Annotated in this window: 26 protein-coding genes; 1 reads left to right on the forward strand and 25 read right to left on the reverse strand. The window is 56.3% G+C overall.

Features of this window, described 5'->3' with window-relative positions:
- Nucleotides 1–83: 83 nt before the first annotated feature.
- The gene (uvrA, locus tag ACXX83_RS21715) at nt 84–2,918 is read left to right on the forward strand and encodes an excinuclease ABC subunit UvrA (protein ID WP_217836496.1); all 2,835 of its coding nucleotides are present in this window, start codon (nt 84–86) and stop codon (nt 2,916–2,918) included.
- A 64-nt stretch (nt 2,919–2,982) separates the two neighbouring features.
- Here the strand turns inward: uvrA and bfr are convergent, their stop codons facing one another.
- The 25 genes from bfr to rpsS form a co-directional block, all read right to left on the reverse strand.
- Nucleotides 2,983–3,447, reverse strand: coding sequence for a bacterioferritin (gene bfr, locus ACXX83_RS21720; RefSeq protein WP_007970123.1), 465 nt, complete (start codon nt 3,445–3,447; stop codon nt 2,983–2,985).
- A 148-nt stretch (nt 3,448–3,595) separates the two neighbouring features.
- Nucleotides 3,596–5,050, reverse strand: a complete 1,455-nt coding sequence (locus tag ACXX83_RS21725; RefSeq protein WP_458549543.1) for a catalase — start codon at nt 5,048–5,050, stop codon at nt 3,596–3,598.
- Nucleotides 5,051–5,289: 239 nt separating this feature from the next.
- Nucleotides 5,290–5,676: a 50S ribosomal protein L17 gene (gene rplQ, locus ACXX83_RS21730; RefSeq protein ID WP_007970429.1), complete on the reverse strand. Its 387-nt coding sequence runs from the start codon at nt 5,674–5,676 to the stop codon at nt 5,290–5,292.
- 42 nt (nt 5,677–5,718) lie between these two features.
- Nucleotides 5,719–6,720 carry a DNA-directed RNA polymerase subunit alpha gene (locus ACXX83_RS21735; protein ID WP_007970428.1) on the reverse strand — a complete coding sequence of 334 codons (1,002 nt, stop codon included), beginning with the start codon at nt 6,718–6,720 and terminating at the stop codon, nt 5,719–5,721.
- A 22-nt stretch (nt 6,721–6,742) separates the two neighbouring features.
- Nucleotides 6,743–7,363 carry a 30S ribosomal protein S4 gene (gene rpsD / locus ACXX83_RS21740; RefSeq protein WP_003176404.1) on the reverse strand — a complete coding sequence of 207 codons (621 nt, stop codon included), beginning with the start codon at nt 7,361–7,363 and terminating at the stop codon, nt 6,743–6,745.
- Between the two features lie 18 nt (nt 7,364–7,381).
- Nucleotides 7,382–7,771, reverse strand: coding sequence for a 30S ribosomal protein S11 (rpsK, locus tag ACXX83_RS21745; RefSeq protein WP_002555466.1), 390 nt, complete (start codon nt 7,769–7,771; stop codon nt 7,382–7,384).
- 30 nt (nt 7,772–7,801) lie between these two features.
- On the reverse strand, nt 7,802–8,158 hold the full coding sequence (gene rpsM, locus ACXX83_RS21750; protein WP_009045849.1) for a 30S ribosomal protein S13: 357 nt from the start codon (nt 8,156–8,158) through the stop codon (nt 7,802–7,804).
- A gap of 130 nt (nt 8,159–8,288) precedes the next feature.
- Entirely contained in the window at nt 8,289–8,405 is a 117-nt protein-coding gene (gene rpmJ, locus ACXX83_RS21755) for a 50S ribosomal protein L36 (RefSeq protein ID WP_002555468.1), read from the reverse strand.
- A gap of 24 nt (nt 8,406–8,429) precedes the next feature.
- Nucleotides 8,430–9,758, reverse strand: coding sequence for a preprotein translocase subunit SecY (gene secY / locus ACXX83_RS21760; protein ID WP_015097035.1), 1,329 nt, complete (start codon nt 9,756–9,758; stop codon nt 8,430–8,432).
- Entirely contained in the window at nt 9,759–10,196 is a 438-nt protein-coding gene (gene rplO / locus ACXX83_RS21765) for a 50S ribosomal protein L15 (RefSeq protein ID WP_003228720.1), read from the reverse strand.
- Between the two features lie 3 nt (nt 10,197–10,199).
- Nucleotides 10,200–10,376, reverse strand: a complete 177-nt coding sequence (gene rpmD / locus ACXX83_RS21770) for a 50S ribosomal protein L30 (protein WP_003176408.1) — start codon at nt 10,374–10,376, stop codon at nt 10,200–10,202.
- A gap of 2 nt (nt 10,377–10,378) precedes the next feature.
- Nucleotides 10,379–10,879 carry a 30S ribosomal protein S5 gene (gene rpsE, locus ACXX83_RS21775; RefSeq protein WP_003186035.1) on the reverse strand — a complete coding sequence of 167 codons (501 nt, stop codon included), beginning with the start codon at nt 10,877–10,879 and terminating at the stop codon, nt 10,379–10,381.
- A gap of 3 nt (nt 10,880–10,882) precedes the next feature.
- Nucleotides 10,883–11,233 carry a 50S ribosomal protein L18 gene (gene rplR / locus ACXX83_RS21780; protein WP_003186037.1) on the reverse strand — a complete coding sequence of 117 codons (351 nt, stop codon included), beginning with the start codon at nt 11,231–11,233 and terminating at the stop codon, nt 10,883–10,885.
- A 10-nt stretch (nt 11,234–11,243) separates the two neighbouring features.
- The gene (gene rplF / locus ACXX83_RS21785; protein WP_003176412.1) at nt 11,244–11,777 is read right to left on the reverse strand and encodes a 50S ribosomal protein L6; all 534 of its coding nucleotides are present in this window, start codon (nt 11,775–11,777) and stop codon (nt 11,244–11,246) included.
- Between the two features lie 12 nt (nt 11,778–11,789).
- Nucleotides 11,790–12,182, reverse strand: a complete 393-nt coding sequence (rpsH, locus tag ACXX83_RS21790; RefSeq protein ID WP_003186040.1) for a 30S ribosomal protein S8 — start codon at nt 12,180–12,182, stop codon at nt 11,790–11,792.
- Nucleotides 12,183–12,391: 209 nt separating this feature from the next.
- Nucleotides 12,392–12,697 carry a 30S ribosomal protein S14 gene (rpsN, locus tag ACXX83_RS21795; RefSeq protein ID WP_003176414.1) on the reverse strand — a complete coding sequence of 102 codons (306 nt, stop codon included), beginning with the start codon at nt 12,695–12,697 and terminating at the stop codon, nt 12,392–12,394.
- 13 nt (nt 12,698–12,710) lie between these two features.
- Complete coding sequence (gene rplE, locus ACXX83_RS21800) at nt 12,711–13,250, reverse strand: 50S ribosomal protein L5 (protein WP_003210069.1); 540 nt, start codon at nt 13,248–13,250, stop codon at nt 12,711–12,713.
- A 20-nt stretch (nt 13,251–13,270) separates the two neighbouring features.
- The gene (gene rplX, locus ACXX83_RS21805) at nt 13,271–13,585 is read right to left on the reverse strand and encodes a 50S ribosomal protein L24 (RefSeq protein ID WP_003186046.1); all 315 of its coding nucleotides are present in this window, start codon (nt 13,583–13,585) and stop codon (nt 13,271–13,273) included.
- An 11-nt stretch (nt 13,586–13,596) separates the two neighbouring features.
- A complete protein-coding gene (rplN, locus tag ACXX83_RS21810; RefSeq protein WP_002555479.1) occupies nt 13,597–13,965 on the reverse strand; it encodes a 50S ribosomal protein L14 in 369 nt (122 codons plus the stop codon).
- 23 nt (nt 13,966–13,988) lie between these two features.
- The gene (gene rpsQ / locus ACXX83_RS21815; protein WP_003176419.1) at nt 13,989–14,255 is read right to left on the reverse strand and encodes a 30S ribosomal protein S17; all 267 of its coding nucleotides are present in this window, start codon (nt 14,253–14,255) and stop codon (nt 13,989–13,991) included.
- A gap of 2 nt (nt 14,256–14,257) precedes the next feature.
- Nucleotides 14,258–14,449: a 50S ribosomal protein L29 gene (gene rpmC / locus ACXX83_RS21820; RefSeq protein ID WP_002555481.1), complete on the reverse strand. Its 192-nt coding sequence runs from the start codon at nt 14,447–14,449 to the stop codon at nt 14,258–14,260.
- A complete protein-coding gene (rplP, locus tag ACXX83_RS21825; protein ID WP_003228729.1) occupies nt 14,449–14,862 on the reverse strand; it encodes a 50S ribosomal protein L16 in 414 nt (137 codons plus the stop codon). The genes rpmC and rplP overlap by 1 nt, the downstream gene beginning before the upstream one ends.
- A gap of 12 nt (nt 14,863–14,874) precedes the next feature.
- Entirely contained in the window at nt 14,875–15,561 is a 687-nt protein-coding gene (gene rpsC / locus ACXX83_RS21830) for a 30S ribosomal protein S3 (protein ID WP_007970424.1), read from the reverse strand.
- 13 nt (nt 15,562–15,574) lie between these two features.
- Nucleotides 15,575–15,907, reverse strand: a complete 333-nt coding sequence (rplV, locus tag ACXX83_RS21835) for a 50S ribosomal protein L22 (protein WP_003103908.1) — start codon at nt 15,905–15,907, stop codon at nt 15,575–15,577.
- Between the two features lie 11 nt (nt 15,908–15,918).
- Nucleotides 15,919–16,194 carry a 30S ribosomal protein S19 gene (gene rpsS / locus ACXX83_RS21840; protein WP_002555486.1) on the reverse strand — a complete coding sequence of 92 codons (276 nt, stop codon included), beginning with the start codon at nt 16,192–16,194 and terminating at the stop codon, nt 15,919–15,921.
- Between the last annotated feature and the right edge of the window lie 11 nt (nt 16,195–16,205).

Raw genomic sequence — 16,205 nt, forward strand, 5'->3', positions numbered from 1 at the left:
AACCCTCTCGTTTGATAGTGTGCATCCATCCAGTGTTTGGCCGTATACTCCTACGTTTTCGACGCCCGCCGAGCGAGGCCACCTTGGACAAGATCCTGATTCGTGGGGCTCGAACCCACAACCTGAAGAACATCGACCTGACCCTGCCACGGGACAAGCTGATCGTCATCACCGGCCTGTCCGGCTCCGGCAAGTCGTCCCTGGCTTTCGACACCTTGTACGCCGAAGGCCAGCGCCGCTACGTCGAATCGCTGTCGGCTTATGCCCGGCAGTTCCTGTCGATGATGGAAAAACCCGACGTCGACACCATCGAAGGCCTGTCGCCAGCGATCTCCATCGAACAGAAGTCCACCTCGCACAACCCGCGTTCGACGGTCGGCACCATTACCGAAATCTACGATTACCTGCGCCTGCTGTATGCCCGCGTGGGCATCCCCCGTTGCCCGGACCACGACATTCCGCTGGAAGCGCAGACTGTCAGCCAGATGGTCGACCTGGTCCTCGCCGAACCGGAGGGCAGCAAACTGATGCTGTTGGCCCCGGTCATCCGCGAGCGCAAAGGCGAGCACCTGTCGGTTTTCGAAGAACTGCGCGCACAGGGTTTTGTCCGCGCCCGAATCAACGGCAAGCTTTACGAGCTGGACGAAGCCCCCAAGCTCGACAAGCAGAAAAAACACACCATCGATGTCGTGGTGGACCGTTTCAAGGTTCGCGCCGACCTGCAACAACGCCTGGCCGAATCCTTCGAAACCGCGCTGAAACTGGCGGACGGCATCGCCCTGGTAGCGCCGATGGACGACGAACCGGGTGAAGAGATGATCTTCTCCGCACGCTTCGCCTGCCCGATCTGCGGTCACGCCATCAGCGAGCTTGAACCCAAGCTGTTCTCCTTCAACAACCCGGCCGGCGCCTGCCCGACCTGTGATGGTCTGGGGGTAAAGCAGTTCTTCGACATCAAGCGCCTGGTCAACGGCGAACTGACCCTGGCCGAAGGGGCGATTCGTGGCTGGGACCGGCGTAACGTCTATTACTTCCAGATGCTCGGATCACTGGCCGCGCACTACAAGTTCAGCCTGGAAGTACCGTTCAACGAACTGCCCGCCGACCAGCAGAAATTCATCCTGCATGGCAGCGGTTCGCAAAACGTCGATTTCAAATACCTGAACGACCGCGGCGACATCGTCAAACGCTCGCACCCGTTCGAAGGCATCGTGCCGAACCTGGAGCGCCGTTACCGCGAAACCGAATCGGCATCGGTGCGCGAGGAGCTGGCCAAATTCCTCAGCACCCAGTCGTGCCCGGATTGCCGTGGCACCCGTCTGCGGCGTGAAGCGCGGCACGTCTGGGTCGGCGAGAAAACCCTGCCGGCGGTGACCAACCTGCCGATCGGCGATGCGTCCGAATATTTTGGCGGGCTCAAGCTCACCGGTCGGCGTGGCGAAATTGCCGACAAGATCCTCAAGGAAATCCGCGAACGCCTGCAGTTCCTGGTCAACGTCGGCCTCGACTATCTGTCGCTGGACCGCAGTGCCGACACCTTGTCCGGTGGCGAGGCCCAGCGCATTCGCCTGGCCAGCCAGATTGGCGCCGGCCTGGTGGGCGTCCTGTACATCCTTGACGAACCTTCCATCGGCCTCCATCAGCGCGATAACGACCGGCTGCTGGGCACCCTCAAGCATCTGCGCGATATCGGCAACACTGTGATCGTGGTCGAGCACGACGAAGACGCGATCCGCCTGGCCGACTACGTGGTCGACATCGGCCCGGGCGCCGGCGTGCACGGCGGGCATATCGTCGCCGAAGGCACACCGGCCGAGGTCATGGCGCATCCGGACTCGCTGACGGGCAAATACCTGTCGGGCCGGGTGAAGATCGAAGTCCCGGCCAAACGTACGCCGCGCAACAAGAAGCTGACGCTGTCGCTCAAGGGCGCGCGCGGCAACAACCTGCGCAATGTCGACCTGGAGATCCCGATCGGCCTGCTGACCTGTGTGACCGGCGTGTCCGGCTCGGGTAAATCGACGCTGATCAACAACACGCTGTTCCCGTTGAGCGCCACCGCGCTGAACGGCGCAACGACGCTTGAGGCGGCCGCCCACGACAGCATCAAGGGCCTGGAGCACCTGGACAAGGTCGTCGACATCGACCAGAGCCCGATCGGCCGCACACCGCGCTCCAACCCGGCGACCTATACCGGACTGTTCACGCCGATCCGCGAGTTGTTCGCCGGCGTGCCGGAGTCCCGCTCCCGGGGCTACGGCCCGGGGCGCTTCTCCTTCAACGTCAAGGGCGGGCGTTGCGAAGCCTGCCAGGGCGACGGCCTGATCAAGGTCGAGATGCACTTCCTGCCGGACATCTACGTGCCGTGCGACGTGTGCAAGAGCAAGCGCTACAACCGTGAAACCCTGGAGATCAAGTACAAGGGCAAGAGCATCCACGAAACCCTCGAGATGACCATCGAGGAAGCGCGGGTGTTCTTCGATGCCGTACCGGCCCTGGCGCGCAAGCTGCAAACGTTGATGGACGTCGGCCTTTCGTACATCAAGCTGGGGCAATCGGCGACCACGCTCTCCGGAGGTGAAGCCCAGCGGGTGAAGCTGTCTCGCGAATTGTCCAAGCGTGATACCGGCAAGACCCTGTATATCCTCGATGAACCGACCACCGGGCTGCACTTCGCGGATATCCAGCAACTGCTGGACGTGCTGCATCGCCTGCGCGACCACGGCAACACCGTGGTGGTCATCGAGCACAACCTGGACGTGATCAAGACCGCCGACTGGCTGGTGGACCTCGGTCCGGAAGGTGGTTCCAAGGGCGGTCAGATCATCGCCGTCGGTACACCGGAGGAAGTGTCAGAGATGAAGCAATCCCATACCGGCTACTACCTCAAGCCGCTGCTGGAGCGGGACCGGGCTTAACCGGGCGCCATGAAAAAGCCCCTGTCACTTCATCGGTGGCAGGGGCTTTTTTGTATTCGCTGAATCAGGCGTGGGATTGCAGGTAGTTCTCAAGCCCGATCAACTTGATCAGACCCAGCTGCTTTTCGAGCCAGTAAGTGTGATCTTCTTCGGTGTCATGCAATTGAACCCGCAGCATTTCGCGGCTGACGTAGTCCTTGTGCTGCTCGCAGAGCTTGATGCCTTTGCACAGCGCAGCCCGCACCTTGTATTCCAGGCGCAAATCCGCCTCGAGCATCTCGGTCACCGTGGTGCCGACATCGAGATCGTCCGGACGCATGCGCGGAGTACCTTCGAGCATCAGGATCCGGCGCATCAAGGCATCAGCGTGCCCTGCTTCCTCTTCCATCTCGTGGTTGATTCGTTCGTAGAGCTTGGTGAAACCCCAGTCCTCATACATCCGCGAATGGACGAAATATTGATCACGCGCGGCCAGTTCGCCGGTCAGCAACGTGTTGAGGTAATCGATCACATCTGGGTGGCCTTGCATCGCCCTACATCTCCCTGCTTGAAAGTTGTAGTTTGAACCAACATGCCCTTATCGTCACTCGCAAGACGCAATAAAAGCGAAGATATTCTGAGAAAACCAGCTGAAATAACGCAAAAACCGCCCAAACAAGGGCGGTTCTGCTTCTCATTTAGACTTCGTTAAGCTGTACGTTGAGCAGTTTTGCGATTGCTTCTCCATACGCCGGGTCAGCTTTGTAGAAATGTTGCAGCTGGCGATCAACCACATCACTCGTCACCCCCGCCATCGCACCGGCGATGTTGCTGACCAGCAGTGATTTCTGCTCTTCAGACATCAAGCGGAACAACGCGCCGGCGTGACTGTAGTAATCAGTGTCTTCGCGGTGGTCGTAACGATCGGCGGCACCACTGAGGGCCAATGCCGGCTCTGCGTAACGAGGTGCCTGCTTCGGCGATTCTACGTAGCTGTTTGGCTCGTAGTTCGGCGCCGCACCGCCATTGCTGCCAAAGGCCATCGATCCATCGCGCTGATAGGTGTTGACCGGACTGCGCGGAGCGTTGACTGGCAACTGTTGGTGGTTGGTGCCGACGCGGTAGCGGTGAGCATCCGCGTAGGCGAACACGCGCCCCTGCAGCATACGATCCGGCGACAAACCAACGCCTGGAACCATGTTGCTGGGACCGAACGCCGCCTGCTCGACTTCCGCGAAGTAGTTCTGCGGATTGCGATTGAGCTCCAGCTCTCCGACTTCAATCAGTGGAAACGATTTTTGCGACCAGGTTTTGGTGACATCAAACGGGTTCTCGTAGTGCGCTGCCGCCTGAGACTCGCTCATGATCTGAATGCACACACGCCATTTCGGGAAATCACCCTGCTCGATGGCATTGAACAAGTCGCGCTGGGCGTAATCCGGATCTGTACCCGCCAGGCGCGCAGCCTCCGCTGGAGCAAGGTTCTTGATCCCCTGCCGGGTCTTGTAGTGCCACTTCACCCAGTGGCGCTCGCCTTGAGCGTTGATGAGGCTGTACGTGTGGCTGCCAAAGCCGTGCATGTGGCGGTACCCGTCAGGGATACCCCGGCCGGAGAACAGGATGGTGACCTGGTGCAACGCCTCGGGCGAATGCGACCAGAAGTCCCACATCGCCTGGGCACTTTTCAGGTTGCTTTGCGGCAAACGCTTCTGGGTGTGGATAAAGTCCGGAAACTTCAATGGATCACGAATGAAGAACACCGGCGTGTTATTGCCGACAATGTCCCAGTTGCCTTCCTCGGTGTAGAACTTCAAGGCAAACCCGCGTGGATCACGCTCGGTATCGGCCGAACCGCGCTCACCGCCCACGGTGGAAAACCGCAGGAAAGTCGGGGTCTGCTTGCCGACTGCCTCAAACAGCTTCGCACTGGTGTATTGAGTGATATCGCGCGTCACGGTGAACGTACCGTAGGCACCTGAGCCTTTGGCGTGCACACGGCGCTCGGGGATGTTTTCACGATTGAAGTGGGCGAGCTTCTCGATCAGATGAAAGTCGTCGAGCAGCAGCGGGCCACGAGGGCCGGCGGAACGGGAATTCTGGTTATCGGCAACAGGAGCGCCACTGGCGGTGGTAAGCGTTTTGTTTTGGCTCATGCGATCTTCCTTCCTCTGTCGGTCTTGAACTGCCGGCTATCGGCTGAGAAGGAGTATTGACCATCAATATGACAGCTACAAATTCATTAACTTGCAGACATCGATAGATAAAAACTAATGATCATCCCCATCACATAATGACGATGTGGACGGAGGAGACGCTTGTACAAACGGCGCGTTTTTCTTACAGGCACAAAAAACCGGGCACTAGGCCCGGTTCCTTGTTTCAGACTGACGTCTTACTCGGCGGATACAGCTTCGCCAGCAGTAGCACGATCAACCAACTCGACGTACGCCATAGGCGCGTTGTCGCCAGCGCGGAAACCGCACTTAAGGATGCGCAGGTAGCCACCCTCACGGGTAGCGTAACGCTTGCCCAGGTCGTTGAAGAGCTTACCAACGATAGCTTTCGAACGAGTACGGTCGAAAGCCAGACGACGGTTAGCAACGCTGTCTGTCTTGGCCAGAGTGATCAGCGGCTCGGCAACGCGGCGCAGTTCTTTGGCTTTTGGCAGAGTCGTTTTGATCAGCTCGTGCTCGAACAGCGACACCGCCATGTTTTGGAACATGGCCTTGCGGTGCGAGCTGGTGCGGCTCAGGTGACGACCACTTTTACGATGACGCATGGTTCATTCCTTACCAAACACTACGTTCGGTGATTACGACGATCAGGCAGTCGCCTTGTCGTCCTTCTTAAGACTTGCAGGCGGCCAGTTGTCGAGGCGCATGCCGAGGGACAGACCGCGGGAGGCCAGAACGTCCTTGATTTCAGTCAAGGATTTCTTGCCCAGGTTCGGAGTCTTCAACAGTTCCACTTCGGTACGCTGAATCAGGTCACCGATGTAGTAAATGTTTTCCGCCTTAAGGCAGTTAGCCGAACGTACAGTCAGTTCCAGATCGTCAACCGGGCGAAGCAGGATCGGATCGATCTCGTCTTCCTGCTCGACAACCACTGGCTCACTGTCACCTTTGAGGTCGACGAACGCAGCCAACTGCTGTTGCAGGATGGTTGCAGCGCGGCGAATAGCCTCTTCAGGATCCAGAGTACCGTTGGTTTCCAGATCAATAACCAGCTTGTCCAGGTTAGTACGCTGCTCGACACGGGCGTTTTCCACCACGTATGCGATACGGCGAACCGGGCTGAACGAAGAGTCAAGCTGCAAGCGACCGATGCTGCGGCTTTCGTCTTCATCGCTCTGACGCGAGTCTGCCGGTTCATAACCACGACCACGAGCTACTACGAGCTTCATGTTCAGGGCGCCGTTAGACGCCAGGTTAGCGATTACGTGATCGGGATTAACGATCTCGACATCATGATCCAGCTGAATATCGGCAGCGGTAACCACCCCCGAACCCTTCTTCGACAAGGTCAGCGTAACTTCGTCACGACCGTGCAGCTTGATAGCCAGACCTTTAAGGTTCAACAGGATTTCAATGACGTCTTCCTGTACACCTTCGATGGCGCTGTACTCGTGGAGCACACCGTCAATCTCGGCCTCGACTACTGCACAGCCGGGCATTGAGGACAACAGGATGCGGCGCAGCGCGTTGCCCAGGGTATGGCCGAAACCACGCTCGAGAGGCTCGAGAGTGATCTTGGCGCGGGTTGGACTGACAACCTGCACATCAATGTGGCGGGGTGTCAGGAACTCATTTACCGAAATCTGCATGGATGCACCTATTTTCTAGCCCTTACTTGGAGTAGAGCTCGACAATCAGGCTTTCGTTGATGTCGGCGGACAGATCACTGCGAGCTGGAACGTTCTTGAAAACGCCCGACTTCTTCTCAGTGTCTACTTCTACCCATTCTACGCGGCCACGTTGGGCACACAGATCGAGAGCTTGGACAATGCGAAGTTGATTTTTTGCTTTCTCGCGAACAGCAACCACGTCACCAGCACGAACCTGGTAGGACGGTACGTTAACGGTCTGACCGTTTACGCTGATCGACTTGTGCGATACCAGCTGACGGGATTCGGCACGAGTCGAACCAAAGCCCATACGGTATACAACGTTGTCCAGACGGCATTCGAGCAGTTGCAGCAGGTTCTCACCGGTTGCACCTTTTTTGCCAGCAGCTTCTTTGTAGTAGCCGCTGAATTGACGCTCGAGAACGCCGTAGATACGACGGACCTTCTGCTTTTCACGCAGTTGGGTGCCGTAGTCGGACTGGCGACCGCGGCGTTGGCCGTGGATACCAGGTGCTGCTTCAATGTTGCACTTCGATTCGATCGCGCGCACGCCGCTCTTCAGGAAGAGATCGGTGCCTTCGCGACGAGCGAGTTTGCATTTTGGACCAATGTAACGAGCCATTCTTTACAATCTCCTGGATTACACGCGGCGCTTCTTCGGCGGACGGCACCCGTTGTGCGGGATTGGCGTCACGTCGGTGATGCTGGCGATCTTGTAGCCACAGCCGTTCAAAGCGCGGACTGCGGATTCACGACCCGGACCTGGACCTTTGACGTTGACGTCGAGGTTTTTCAGGCCGTATTCCAGCGCAGCTTGACCAGCACGTTCAGCAGCTACCTGAGCAGCAAACGGGGTGGACTTGCGGGAACCGCGGAAACCCGAACCACCGGAGGTAGCCCAGGAAAGAGCGTTACCTTGACGGTCGGTGATGGTCACGATGGTGTTGTTAAAAGATGCATGGATGTGGGCGATGCCATCAACCACTGTCTTTTTAACTTTTTTACGAGGACGAGCAGCAGGTTTTGCCATGATTAAATTCCTGTCGATTCGCTGGGGCGATTACTTGCGGATCGGCTTACGCGGACCTTTACGGGTACGCGCGTTGGTCTTGGTACGCTGACCGCGCACTGGAAGACCGCGACGATGACGCAGACCGCGATAGCAACCGAGGTCCATCAAGCGCTTGATTTTCATGTTGATTTCGCGACGCAGGTCACCTTCAGTGGTGAACTTCGCCACTTCGCCACGCAGCTGTTCAATCTGCTCGTCGCTCAGATCTTTGATCTTTGCTGCTGGGTTTACCCCAGTCTCTGCACAAATTTTCTGTGCAGTAGTGCGACCAACACCATAGATGTAGGTCAGCGAGATAACAGTATGCTTGTTATCTGGAATGTTAACGCCTGCAATACGGGCCATTCAGTGGGACTCCAATTGACAGCTACCTACGCCCCGGAAGCCAAGAAATAGGGCGCGAGATAATATCGCTGTAATAACAAATAATCAACCCGGCAGCGCACTAGCTGCCGGGCTTGAAGCACAATCACACTCAGCCTTGGCGCTGTTTGTGACGCGGTTCCGCGCTGCAAATTACTCGAACAACACCTTCGCGGCGAATAATCTTGCAGTTACGGCACAGCTTTTTCACCGATGCACGAACTTTCATCACCAACTCCTCGAACCTTATGGGTCAGCGCAGCATGCCGCTGCCGTAACCCTTCAGGTTGGCTTTCTTCATCAGGGATTCGTACTGGTGCGAAACGAGGTGCGATTGTACTTGGGACATGAAGTCCATCACAACCACGACGACGATCAGCAACGAGGTCCCGCCAAGGTAGAACGGTACGTTCGCTGCAACCACCAGGAACTGGGGCAACAGGCAGACGGCCGTCATGTAAAGAGCACCGAACATGGTCAAGCGAGTCAGAACGCCATCAATGTAGCGCGCAGACTGCTCACCTGGACGGATACCCGGAATAAAGGCACCGGACTTCTTCAGGTTTTCCGCTACGTCTTTCGGATTGAACATCAACGCCGTATAGAAGAAGCAGAAGAAAATAATCCCTGCACTAAACAGCAGAATATTCAACGGCTGACCAGGAGCGATCGACTGCGAGATGTCCTGCAACCAGCCCATACCTTCAGACTGACCGAACCAGGCACCCAACGAAGCCGGGAACAGCAAAATGCTGCTCGCGAAAATAGCCGGAATAACACCGGCCATGTTCACCTTCAGCGGCAAGTGGCTGGTCTGCGCAGCGAAGACCTTGCGGCCCTGCTGACGCTTGGCGTAGTGAACAGCAATACGACGCTGACCACGCTCAATGAACACCACGAAACCGATAATCGCTACTGCCAGCAAACCGATGGCAACCAGGGCGAAGATGTTGATATCACCCTGACGTGCAGACTCGAAAGACTGCCCGATCGCTCTCGGAAGACCGGCGACGATACCTGCGAAGATCAACATCGAGATACCGTTGCCTACACCACGCTCAGTGATCTGCTCACCCAGCCACATCATGAACATCGCGCCTGCCACAAATGTGGTTACCGCAACGAAATGAAAGCTGAAGTCAGCAGTGAACGAAACGCCCTGCCCCGCCAGACCAATGGACATGCCAATGGCCTGGACGAGAGCGAGGACGACAGTGCCGTAGCGGGTGTACTGGCTTATCTTTCGACGGCCAGCTTCACCTTCCTTCTTCAACTGCTCCAGCTGCGGGCTGACGGCGGTCATCAGTTGCATGATGATCGATGCCGAGATGTACGGCATGATCCCCAGTGCAAAGATGCTCATCCGCTCCAGCGCGCCGCCGGAAAACATGTTGAACAAGCTAAGAATGGTCCCCTCATTCTGTCGAAACAGGTCCGCGAGTCGGTCCGGGTTGATACCTGGAACCGGGATGTGTGCGCCTATTCGGTAGACGATAATCGCCAGGAACAGAAAACGCAGACGAGCCCAGAGTTCAGACATACCGCCTTTGCCGAGCGCAGAGAGAGCACCTTGCTTAGCCATTTATTCCTCGAACTTGCCGCCAGCTGCTTCGATAGCCGCACGCGCACCTTTGGTGGCGCCGATTCCCTTGCCGATAGTGACAGCGCGAGTCACTTCACCGGACAGCATGATTTTCACACGCTGTACGTTGACGTTGATCACGTTGGCATCTTTCAGGGACTGCACGGTGACGATGTCGCCTTCCACTTTAGCCAGTTCGGACAGACGCACTTCTGCGCGATCCATGGCCTTCAGGGAAACGAAACCGAACTTCGGCAGGCGACGATGCAGCGGCTGTTGACCGCCTTCAAAGCCTGGAGCAATGGTGCCACCGGAGCGAGAGGTCTGACCTTTGTGACCACGGCCACCAGTCTTACCCAAACCGCTACCGATACCACGGCCCGGACGATGCTTTTCGCGACGGGAACCCGGCGCTGGACTCAGATCATTGAGTTTCATCGATTAACCCTCGACACGCAGCATGTAGTAAGCCTTGTTGATCATCCCGCGATTCTCGGGAGTATCCTGGACTTCTACAGTGTGACCGATGCGACGCAGACCCAGACCCTTAACGCACAGTTTGTGGTTAGGGATGCGGCCGGTCATGCTTTTGATCAGCGTAACTTTAACGGTAGCCATGATCAGAAGATCTCCTTGACGCTTTTGCCACGCTTGGCGGCAATGGATTCAGGAGACTGCATTGCTTTCAAACCCTTGAAAGTGGCGTGAACCACGTTTACCGGGTTAGTCGAGCCGTAGCACTTGGCCAGAACGTTCTGAACGCCAGCAACTTCGAGGACAGCACGCATAGCGCCGCCAGCGATGATACCGGTACCTTCAGAAGCAGGCTGCATGTACACCTTCGAAGCGCCGTGAGCGGACTTCATTGCGTACTGCAGGGTGGTGCCGTTCAGATCAACCTGGATCATGTTGCGGCGAGCAGCTTCCATTGCCTTCTGGATCGCAGCAGGCACTTCACGCGACTTGCCACGGCCGAAGCCAACACGGCCCTTACCATCACCAACCACGGTCAACGCGGTGAAAGTGAAGATACGGCCGCCTTTAACGGTTTTGGCTACGCGGTTAACTTGAACCAGCTTCTCGATGTAGCCTTCGTCGCGCTTTTGGTCGTTATTTGACATAACTTAGAACTCCAGCCCAGCTTCACGAGCAGCATCAGCCAGCGCTTTAACGCGGCCGTGGTACTTGAAGCCAGAGCGGTCGAAAGCCACCTGCGAGACGCCAGCGGCCTTAGCACGCGTAGCGACCAGCTGGCCAACCTTAGTGGCCGCGTCGATGTTGCCGGTGGCACCATCACGCAGTTCTTTATCCAAAGTCGAGGCGCTTGCCAGGACTTTGTTGCCGTCGGCCGAAATGACCTGGGCGTAGATGTGCTGCGAAGAGCGGAACACGCAGAGACGCACGACTTCGAGTTCGTGCATTTTCAGGCGTGCTTTGCGAGCGCGACGCAGTCGAGTAACTTTTTTGTCGGTCATTTGCTATGCCCTACTTCTTCTTGGCTTCTTTACGACGGACGACTTCGTCCGCGTAGCGCACACCTTTGCCTTTGTACGGCTCTGGTGGACGGAAGTCGCGGATCTCGGCGGCCACTTGACCTACCAGCTGCTTGTCGATGCCCTTGATCAGGATATCGGTCTGGCTAGGAGTCTCAGCGGTGATGCCTTCCGGCAGTTCGTAATCCACTGGGTGCGAGAAGCCAAGAGCCAGGTTCAGCACTGTGCCTTTTGCTTGCGCTTTGTAACCAACACCGACCAGCTGGAGCTTGCGCTCGAAGCCTTGGCTTACGCCTTGGACCATGTTGTTTACCAACGCACGAGTGGTACCAGCCATTGCGCGAGTCTGTTGATCGCCATTGCGAGCAGCGAAACGCAGCTCACCAGCTTCTTCAACGATCTCAACGGACGAATGGATGTTCAGTTCGAGAGTGCCCTTGGCACCCTTCACCGAAAGCTGTTGGCCTGCGAATTTTACTTCGACACCGGCTGGCAGCTTAACGGGGTTCTTAGCGACGCGAGACATGCTTATCCCCCCTTAGAACACAGTGCAAAGAACTTCGCCGCCGACACCGGCAGCGCGCGCAGCACGATCAGTCATCACACCCTTGTTGGTGGAGACGATAGACACACCGAGACCGCCACGAACTTTTGGCAGATCATCGACGGACTTGTACTGACGCAGGCCTGGACGGCTAACGCGCTTCACTTCTTCGATAACCGGACGGCCTTCGAAGTACTTCAGCTCGATGGACAGCAGTGGTTTGATTTCGCTGCTGATCTGATAACCCGCAATGTAACCTTCGTCCTTCAGGACTTTGGCAACAGCTACCTTCAACGTGGAAGATGGCATGCTTACGACGGACTTTTCAGCCATCTGGGCATTACGGATACGAGTTAGCATGTCCGCTAACGGGTCCTGCATACTCATGGGCTAGACGCTCCTAATACAAAAAAATTAGCCTTGCGGCTATTACGTGTCGCCGAGAATCTCCGGGCATGAAAAACACGGGCTCAGGCGAGCCGGGTATTCTAGACACACCCCAGAAATGAATCAAGCCCCAAAAGGGGCTTGATCCAGATTCAAGGCCACCGGTGGTCAGGATCTTGCGATCCTGGACACCGAGACTTTGACAGTACTTACCAGCTGGCTTTAACCAGACCCGGTACGTCACCACGCATGGCAGCTTCACGCAGCTTGTTACGGCCGAGGCCGAACTTGCGGTAAACGCCGTGTGGACGACCGGTCAGGCGGCAGCGGTTACGCATGCGCGAAGCGCTTGCGTCACGTGGCTGCTTCTGCAGGGCTACTGTAGCTTCCCAACGCGCTTCTGGACTTGCGTTCAGATCAACGATGATAGCTTTCAGTGCTGCACGCTTCTTGGCGTACTTGGCAACCGTGAGCTGACGCTTCAGCTCGCGGTTTTTCATGCTCATCTTGGCCATGGTCCTACTCCAATCAGTTGCGGAACGGGAATTTGAACGCACGCAGCAGAGCGCGGCCTTCATCATCGTTCTTGGCAGTGGTGGTCAGGGTGATGTCCAGACCGCGGAGAGCATCGATCTTGTCGTAGTCGATTTCCGGGAAGATGATCTGCTCTTTCACGCCCATGCTGTAGTTGCCACGACCATCGAAGGACTTGGCATTCAGGCCGCGGAAGTCGCGAACCCGAGGCAGGGAGATCGACAGCAGACGATCCAGGAACTCGTACATACGCTCACGGCGCAGGGTCACTTTGACGCCGATCGGCCAACCTTCACGGACTTTAAAGCCAGCGATGGATTTGCGAGCGTAGGTCACAACGACTTTCTGGCCGGTGATCTTTTCCAGGTCAGCAACAGCGTGTTCGATGACTTTTTTGTCGCCGATCGCTTCGCCCAGACCCATGTTCAGGGTGATTTTGGTAACGCGCGGAACTTCCATCACGTTCGAAAGCTTAAGTTCTTCCTTAAGTTTCGGAGCGATTTCCTTCCGGTAAATCTCTTTTAGTCGTGCCATGGTCTTCTACCTAGCAGTGTTCAAGCATCAACCGCTTTTTGGGTCGACTTGAAGACACGAATTTTCTTACCGTCTTCTACTTTGAAACCAACGCGGTCAGCCTTGTTGGTTTCGCCGTTGAAGATGGCGACGTTGGAAGCGTGCAGTGGCGCTTCTTTCTCGACGATACCGCCCTGTACGCCCGACATCGGGTTAGGCTTGGTATGACGCTTGACCAGGTTCAGACCACCAACAACCAGACGGTTGTCAGCAAGAACCTTCAGCACCTTACCGCGCTTACCTTTGTCTTTGCCGGCGATCACGATGATCTCGTCGTCACGACGAATCTTTTGCATGTCGGATCTCCTTACAGCACTTCTGGGGCGAGCGAGACGATCTTCATGAACTTCTCAGTACGAAGTTCACGGGTCACTGGCCCAAAGATACGGGTGCCGATCGGCTCTTGCTTGTTGTTCAACAGAACAGCAGCGTTGCCATCAAAGCGGATAATGGAGCCATCAGCACGACGTACGCCGTGACGAGTGCGGACTACAACAGCAGTCATCACTTGGCCTTTTTTCACTTTACCGCGAGGAATTGCTTCCTTGACGGTAACTTTGATGATGTCACCGATACCAGCGTAACGACGATGGGAGCCACCCAGCACCTTGATGCACATAACGCGGCGAGCGCCGCTGTTATCGGCCACATCGAGCATGGATTGAGTCTGAATCATATAATTTCTCCGACCCCTAGTCCTTAGACTTCCACAGCGCGTTCGAGAACATCAACCAGCGCCCAAGACTTGGTCTTGGCCAAAGGACGAGTTTCACGAATAGTGACTTTGTCGCCGATGTGGCACTGATTGGTTTCGTCGTGCGCGTGCAGCTTAGTCGAACGCTTAACGTATTTACCGTAGATCGGGTGCTTAACGCGACGCTCGATCAGAACGGTGATGGTTTTGTCCATCTTGTCGCTGACAACACGGCCAGTCAGCGTACGGACAGTTTTTTCGGCTTCAGCCATGATTACTTACCTGCCTGCTGGTTGAGCACAGTCTTCACGCGAGCGATGTCACGCTTAACTTGCGAGAGCAGATGAGACTGCCCCAACTGGCCAGTTGCTTTCTGCATACGCAGATTGAACTGGTCGCGCAGCAGGCCGAGCAGTTGCTCGTTCAGCTGCTGTGCGGATTTTTCACGAAGTTCATTCGCTTTCATCACATCACCGTCCGTTTAACAAAGGAGGTGGCGAGCGGCAGCTTTGCAGCAGCCAGGGCGAAAGCCTCACGCGCCAGCTCTTCAGAAACACCCTCGATTTCATACAGGACTTTGCCTGGCTGAATCTGGGCAACCCAGTATTCCACGTTACCCTTACCTTTACCCATCCGAACCTCGAGAGGTTTTTTGGAGATCGGCTTGTCCGGGAATACACGGATCCAGATCTTGCCGCCACGTTTTACGTGACGGGTCAGAGCACGACGCGCTGACTCGATCTGACGAGCGGTGAGACGACCACGAGCAACAGACTTCAGCGCGAACTCGCCGAAGCTGACTTTGCTACCGCGCAATGCCAAGCCACGGTTGTGACCAGTCATTTGCTTGCGGAACTTCGTACGCTTTGGTTGCAACATTTGGCGTACCCCTTACTTAGCAGCTTTTTTACGAGGCGCTGGTGCTTGTGGTTTCAGTTCTTCTTGGCGACCACCAATTACTTCGCCTTTGAAGATCCAAACCTTTACACCGATCACACCGTAAGTGGTGTGAGCTTCGTAGTTGGCATAGTCGATGTCGGCACGCAGGGTGTGCAGTGGCACACGACCTTCGCGATACCATTCAGTACGTGCGATTTCAGCACCGCCGAGACGACCGCTCACTTGGATTTTGATGCCTTTGGCACCAATGCGCATGGCGTTCTGTACAGCGCGCTTCATAGCGCGACGGAACATTACGCGACGCTCCAGCTGCTGAGCTACGCTCTGCGCAACCAGCATACCGTCGAGCTCCGGCTTGCGGATCTCTTCGATATTGATGTGCACAGGCACACCCATTTGCTTGGTCAGGTCCTGACGCAGTTTCTCAACATCTTCACCTTTCTTCCCGATAACGATACCTGGACGAGCGGTGTGGATGGTGATGCGTGCAGTTTGGGCCGGACGATGGATATCGATACGGCTTACGGACGCGCTTTTTAGTTTGTCTTGGAGGTACTCACGCACATTCAGATCTGCGAGCAAATAGTCCGCATAAGTCCGACCGTCTGCGTACCAGACGGAGGTGTGCTCCTTGACGATTCCCAGGCGAATGCCAATGGGATGTACTTTCTGACCCATCTCTTCGACTCCGTTACTTGTCAGCAACCTTGACAGTGATATGGCAAGACCGCTTGACGATGCGATCAGCACGGCCTTTGGCACGTGGCATGATGCGCTTCAGCGAACGCCCTTCGTTGACGAAAACGGTGCTGACCTTCAGGTCATCAACATCTGCGCCTTCGTTATGCTCGGCGTTGGCTACGGCCGACTCCAGCACTTTCTTCATGATCTCGGCGGCTTTCTTACTGCTGAAAGCCAACAGGTTGAGCGCTTCGCCCACCTTCTTCCCGCGGATCTGGTCGGCGACCAAGCGGGCTTTCTGGGCGGAGATTCGAGCGCCCGACAACTTAGCGGCTACTTCCATTTCCTAACCCCTTAACGCTTGGCTTTCTTGTCTGCCACGTGCCCGCGATAAGTGCGGGTACCGGCGAACTCGCCCAGTTTGTGGCCGACCATGTCTTCGTTCACGAGAACTGGGACGTGCTGACGACCGTTGTGTACTGCGATGGTCAGACCGACCATTTGTGGCAGGATCATCGAACGACGCGACCAGGTTTTCACCGGTTTGCGATCGTTCTTTTCCGCCGCCACTTCGATCTTCTTCAGTAGGTGAAGATCGATAAAAGGACCTTTTTTCAGAGAACGTGGCACTGTCGTATCCC

The organism is Pseudomonas sp. GNP012 (genome assembly GCF_054343835.1).

Excerpts from the sequence above, each read along its gene's own strand:
- bfr (WP_007970123.1), bottom strand. The coding sequence starts at position 3,447 with ATGCAAGGCCACCCAGATGTGATCGATTACCTCAACACGTTGCTGACC.
- rpsH (WP_003186040.1), bottom strand. The coding sequence starts at position 12,182 with ATGAGTATGCAGGACCCGTTAGCGGACATGCTAACTCGTATCCGTAAT.
- rpsC (WP_007970424.1), bottom strand. The coding sequence starts at position 15,561 with ATGGGTCAGAAAGTACATCCCATTGGCATTCGCCTGGGAATCGTCAAG.
- ACXX83_RS21725 (WP_458549543.1), bottom strand. The coding sequence starts at position 5,050 with ATGAGCCAAAACAAAACGCTTACCACCGCCAGTGGCGCTCCTGTTGCC.
- rpsK (WP_002555466.1), bottom strand. The coding sequence starts at position 7,771 with ATGGCAAAACCTGCTGCTCGTCCTCGTAAAAAAGTTAAAAAGACAGTG.
- rpsE (WP_003186035.1), bottom strand. The coding sequence starts at position 10,879 with ATGTCAAATAACGACCAAAAGCGCGACGAAGGCTACATCGAGAAGCTG.
- rpmJ (WP_002555468.1), bottom strand. The coding sequence starts at position 8,405 with ATGAAAGTTCGTGCATCGGTGAAAAAGCTGTGCCGTAACTGCAAGATT.
- rplF (WP_003176412.1), bottom strand. The coding sequence starts at position 11,777 with ATGTCTCGCGTCGCTAAGAACCCCGTTAAGCTGCCAGCCGGTGTCGAA.
- rpsQ (WP_003176419.1), bottom strand. The coding sequence starts at position 14,255 with ATGGCTGAAGCCGAAAAAACTGTCCGTACGCTGACTGGCCGTGTTGTC.
- rplV (WP_003103908.1), bottom strand. The coding sequence starts at position 15,907 with ATGGAAGTAGCCGCTAAGTTGTCGGGCGCTCGAATCTCCGCCCAGAAA.
- rplP (WP_003228729.1), bottom strand. The coding sequence starts at position 14,862 with ATGTTGCAACCAAAGCGTACGAAGTTCCGCAAGCAAATGACTGGTCAC.
- rpsD (WP_003176404.1), bottom strand. The coding sequence starts at position 7,363 with ATGGCTCGTTACATTGGTCCAAAATGCAAACTCGCTCGTCGCGAAGGC.
- rpsN (WP_003176414.1), bottom strand. The coding sequence starts at position 12,697 with ATGGCCAAGATGAGCATGAAAAACCGCGAGCTGAAGCGTCAGCTCACG.
- rplX (WP_003186046.1), bottom strand. The coding sequence starts at position 13,585 with ATGCAAAAGATTCGTCGTGACGACGAGATCATCGTGATCGCCGGCAAA.
- secY (WP_015097035.1), bottom strand. The coding sequence starts at position 9,758 with ATGGCTAAGCAAGGTGCTCTCTCTGCGCTCGGCAAAGGCGGTATGTCT.
- rplO (WP_003228720.1), bottom strand. The coding sequence starts at position 10,196 with ATGAAACTCAATGATCTGAGTCCAGCGCCGGGTTCCCGTCGCGAAAAG.
- rplN (WP_002555479.1), bottom strand. The coding sequence starts at position 13,965 with ATGATTCAGACTCAATCCATGCTCGATGTGGCCGATAACAGCGGCGCT.
- rpmC (WP_002555481.1), bottom strand. The coding sequence starts at position 14,449 with ATGAAAGCGAATGAACTTCGTGAAAAATCCGCACAGCAGCTGAACGAG.
- ACXX83_RS21735 (WP_007970428.1), bottom strand. The coding sequence starts at position 6,720 with ATGCAGATTTCGGTAAATGAGTTCCTGACACCCCGCCACATTGATGTG.
- rpsM (WP_009045849.1), bottom strand. The coding sequence starts at position 8,158 with ATGGCCCGTATTGCAGGCGTTAACATTCCAGATAACAAGCATACTGTT.
- rplR (WP_003186037.1), bottom strand. The coding sequence starts at position 11,233 with ATGACCGACAAAAAAGTTACTCGACTGCGTCGCGCTCGCAAAGCACGC.
- rplQ (WP_007970429.1), bottom strand. The coding sequence starts at position 5,676 with ATGCGTCATCGTAAAAGTGGTCGTCACCTGAGCCGCACCAGCTCGCAC.
- rpmD (WP_003176408.1), bottom strand. The coding sequence starts at position 10,376 with ATGGCTACCGTTAAAGTTACGCTGATCAAAAGCATGACCGGCCGCATC.
- rplE (WP_003210069.1), bottom strand. The coding sequence starts at position 13,250 with ATGGCACGACTAAAAGAGATTTACCGGAAGGAAATCGCTCCGAAACTT.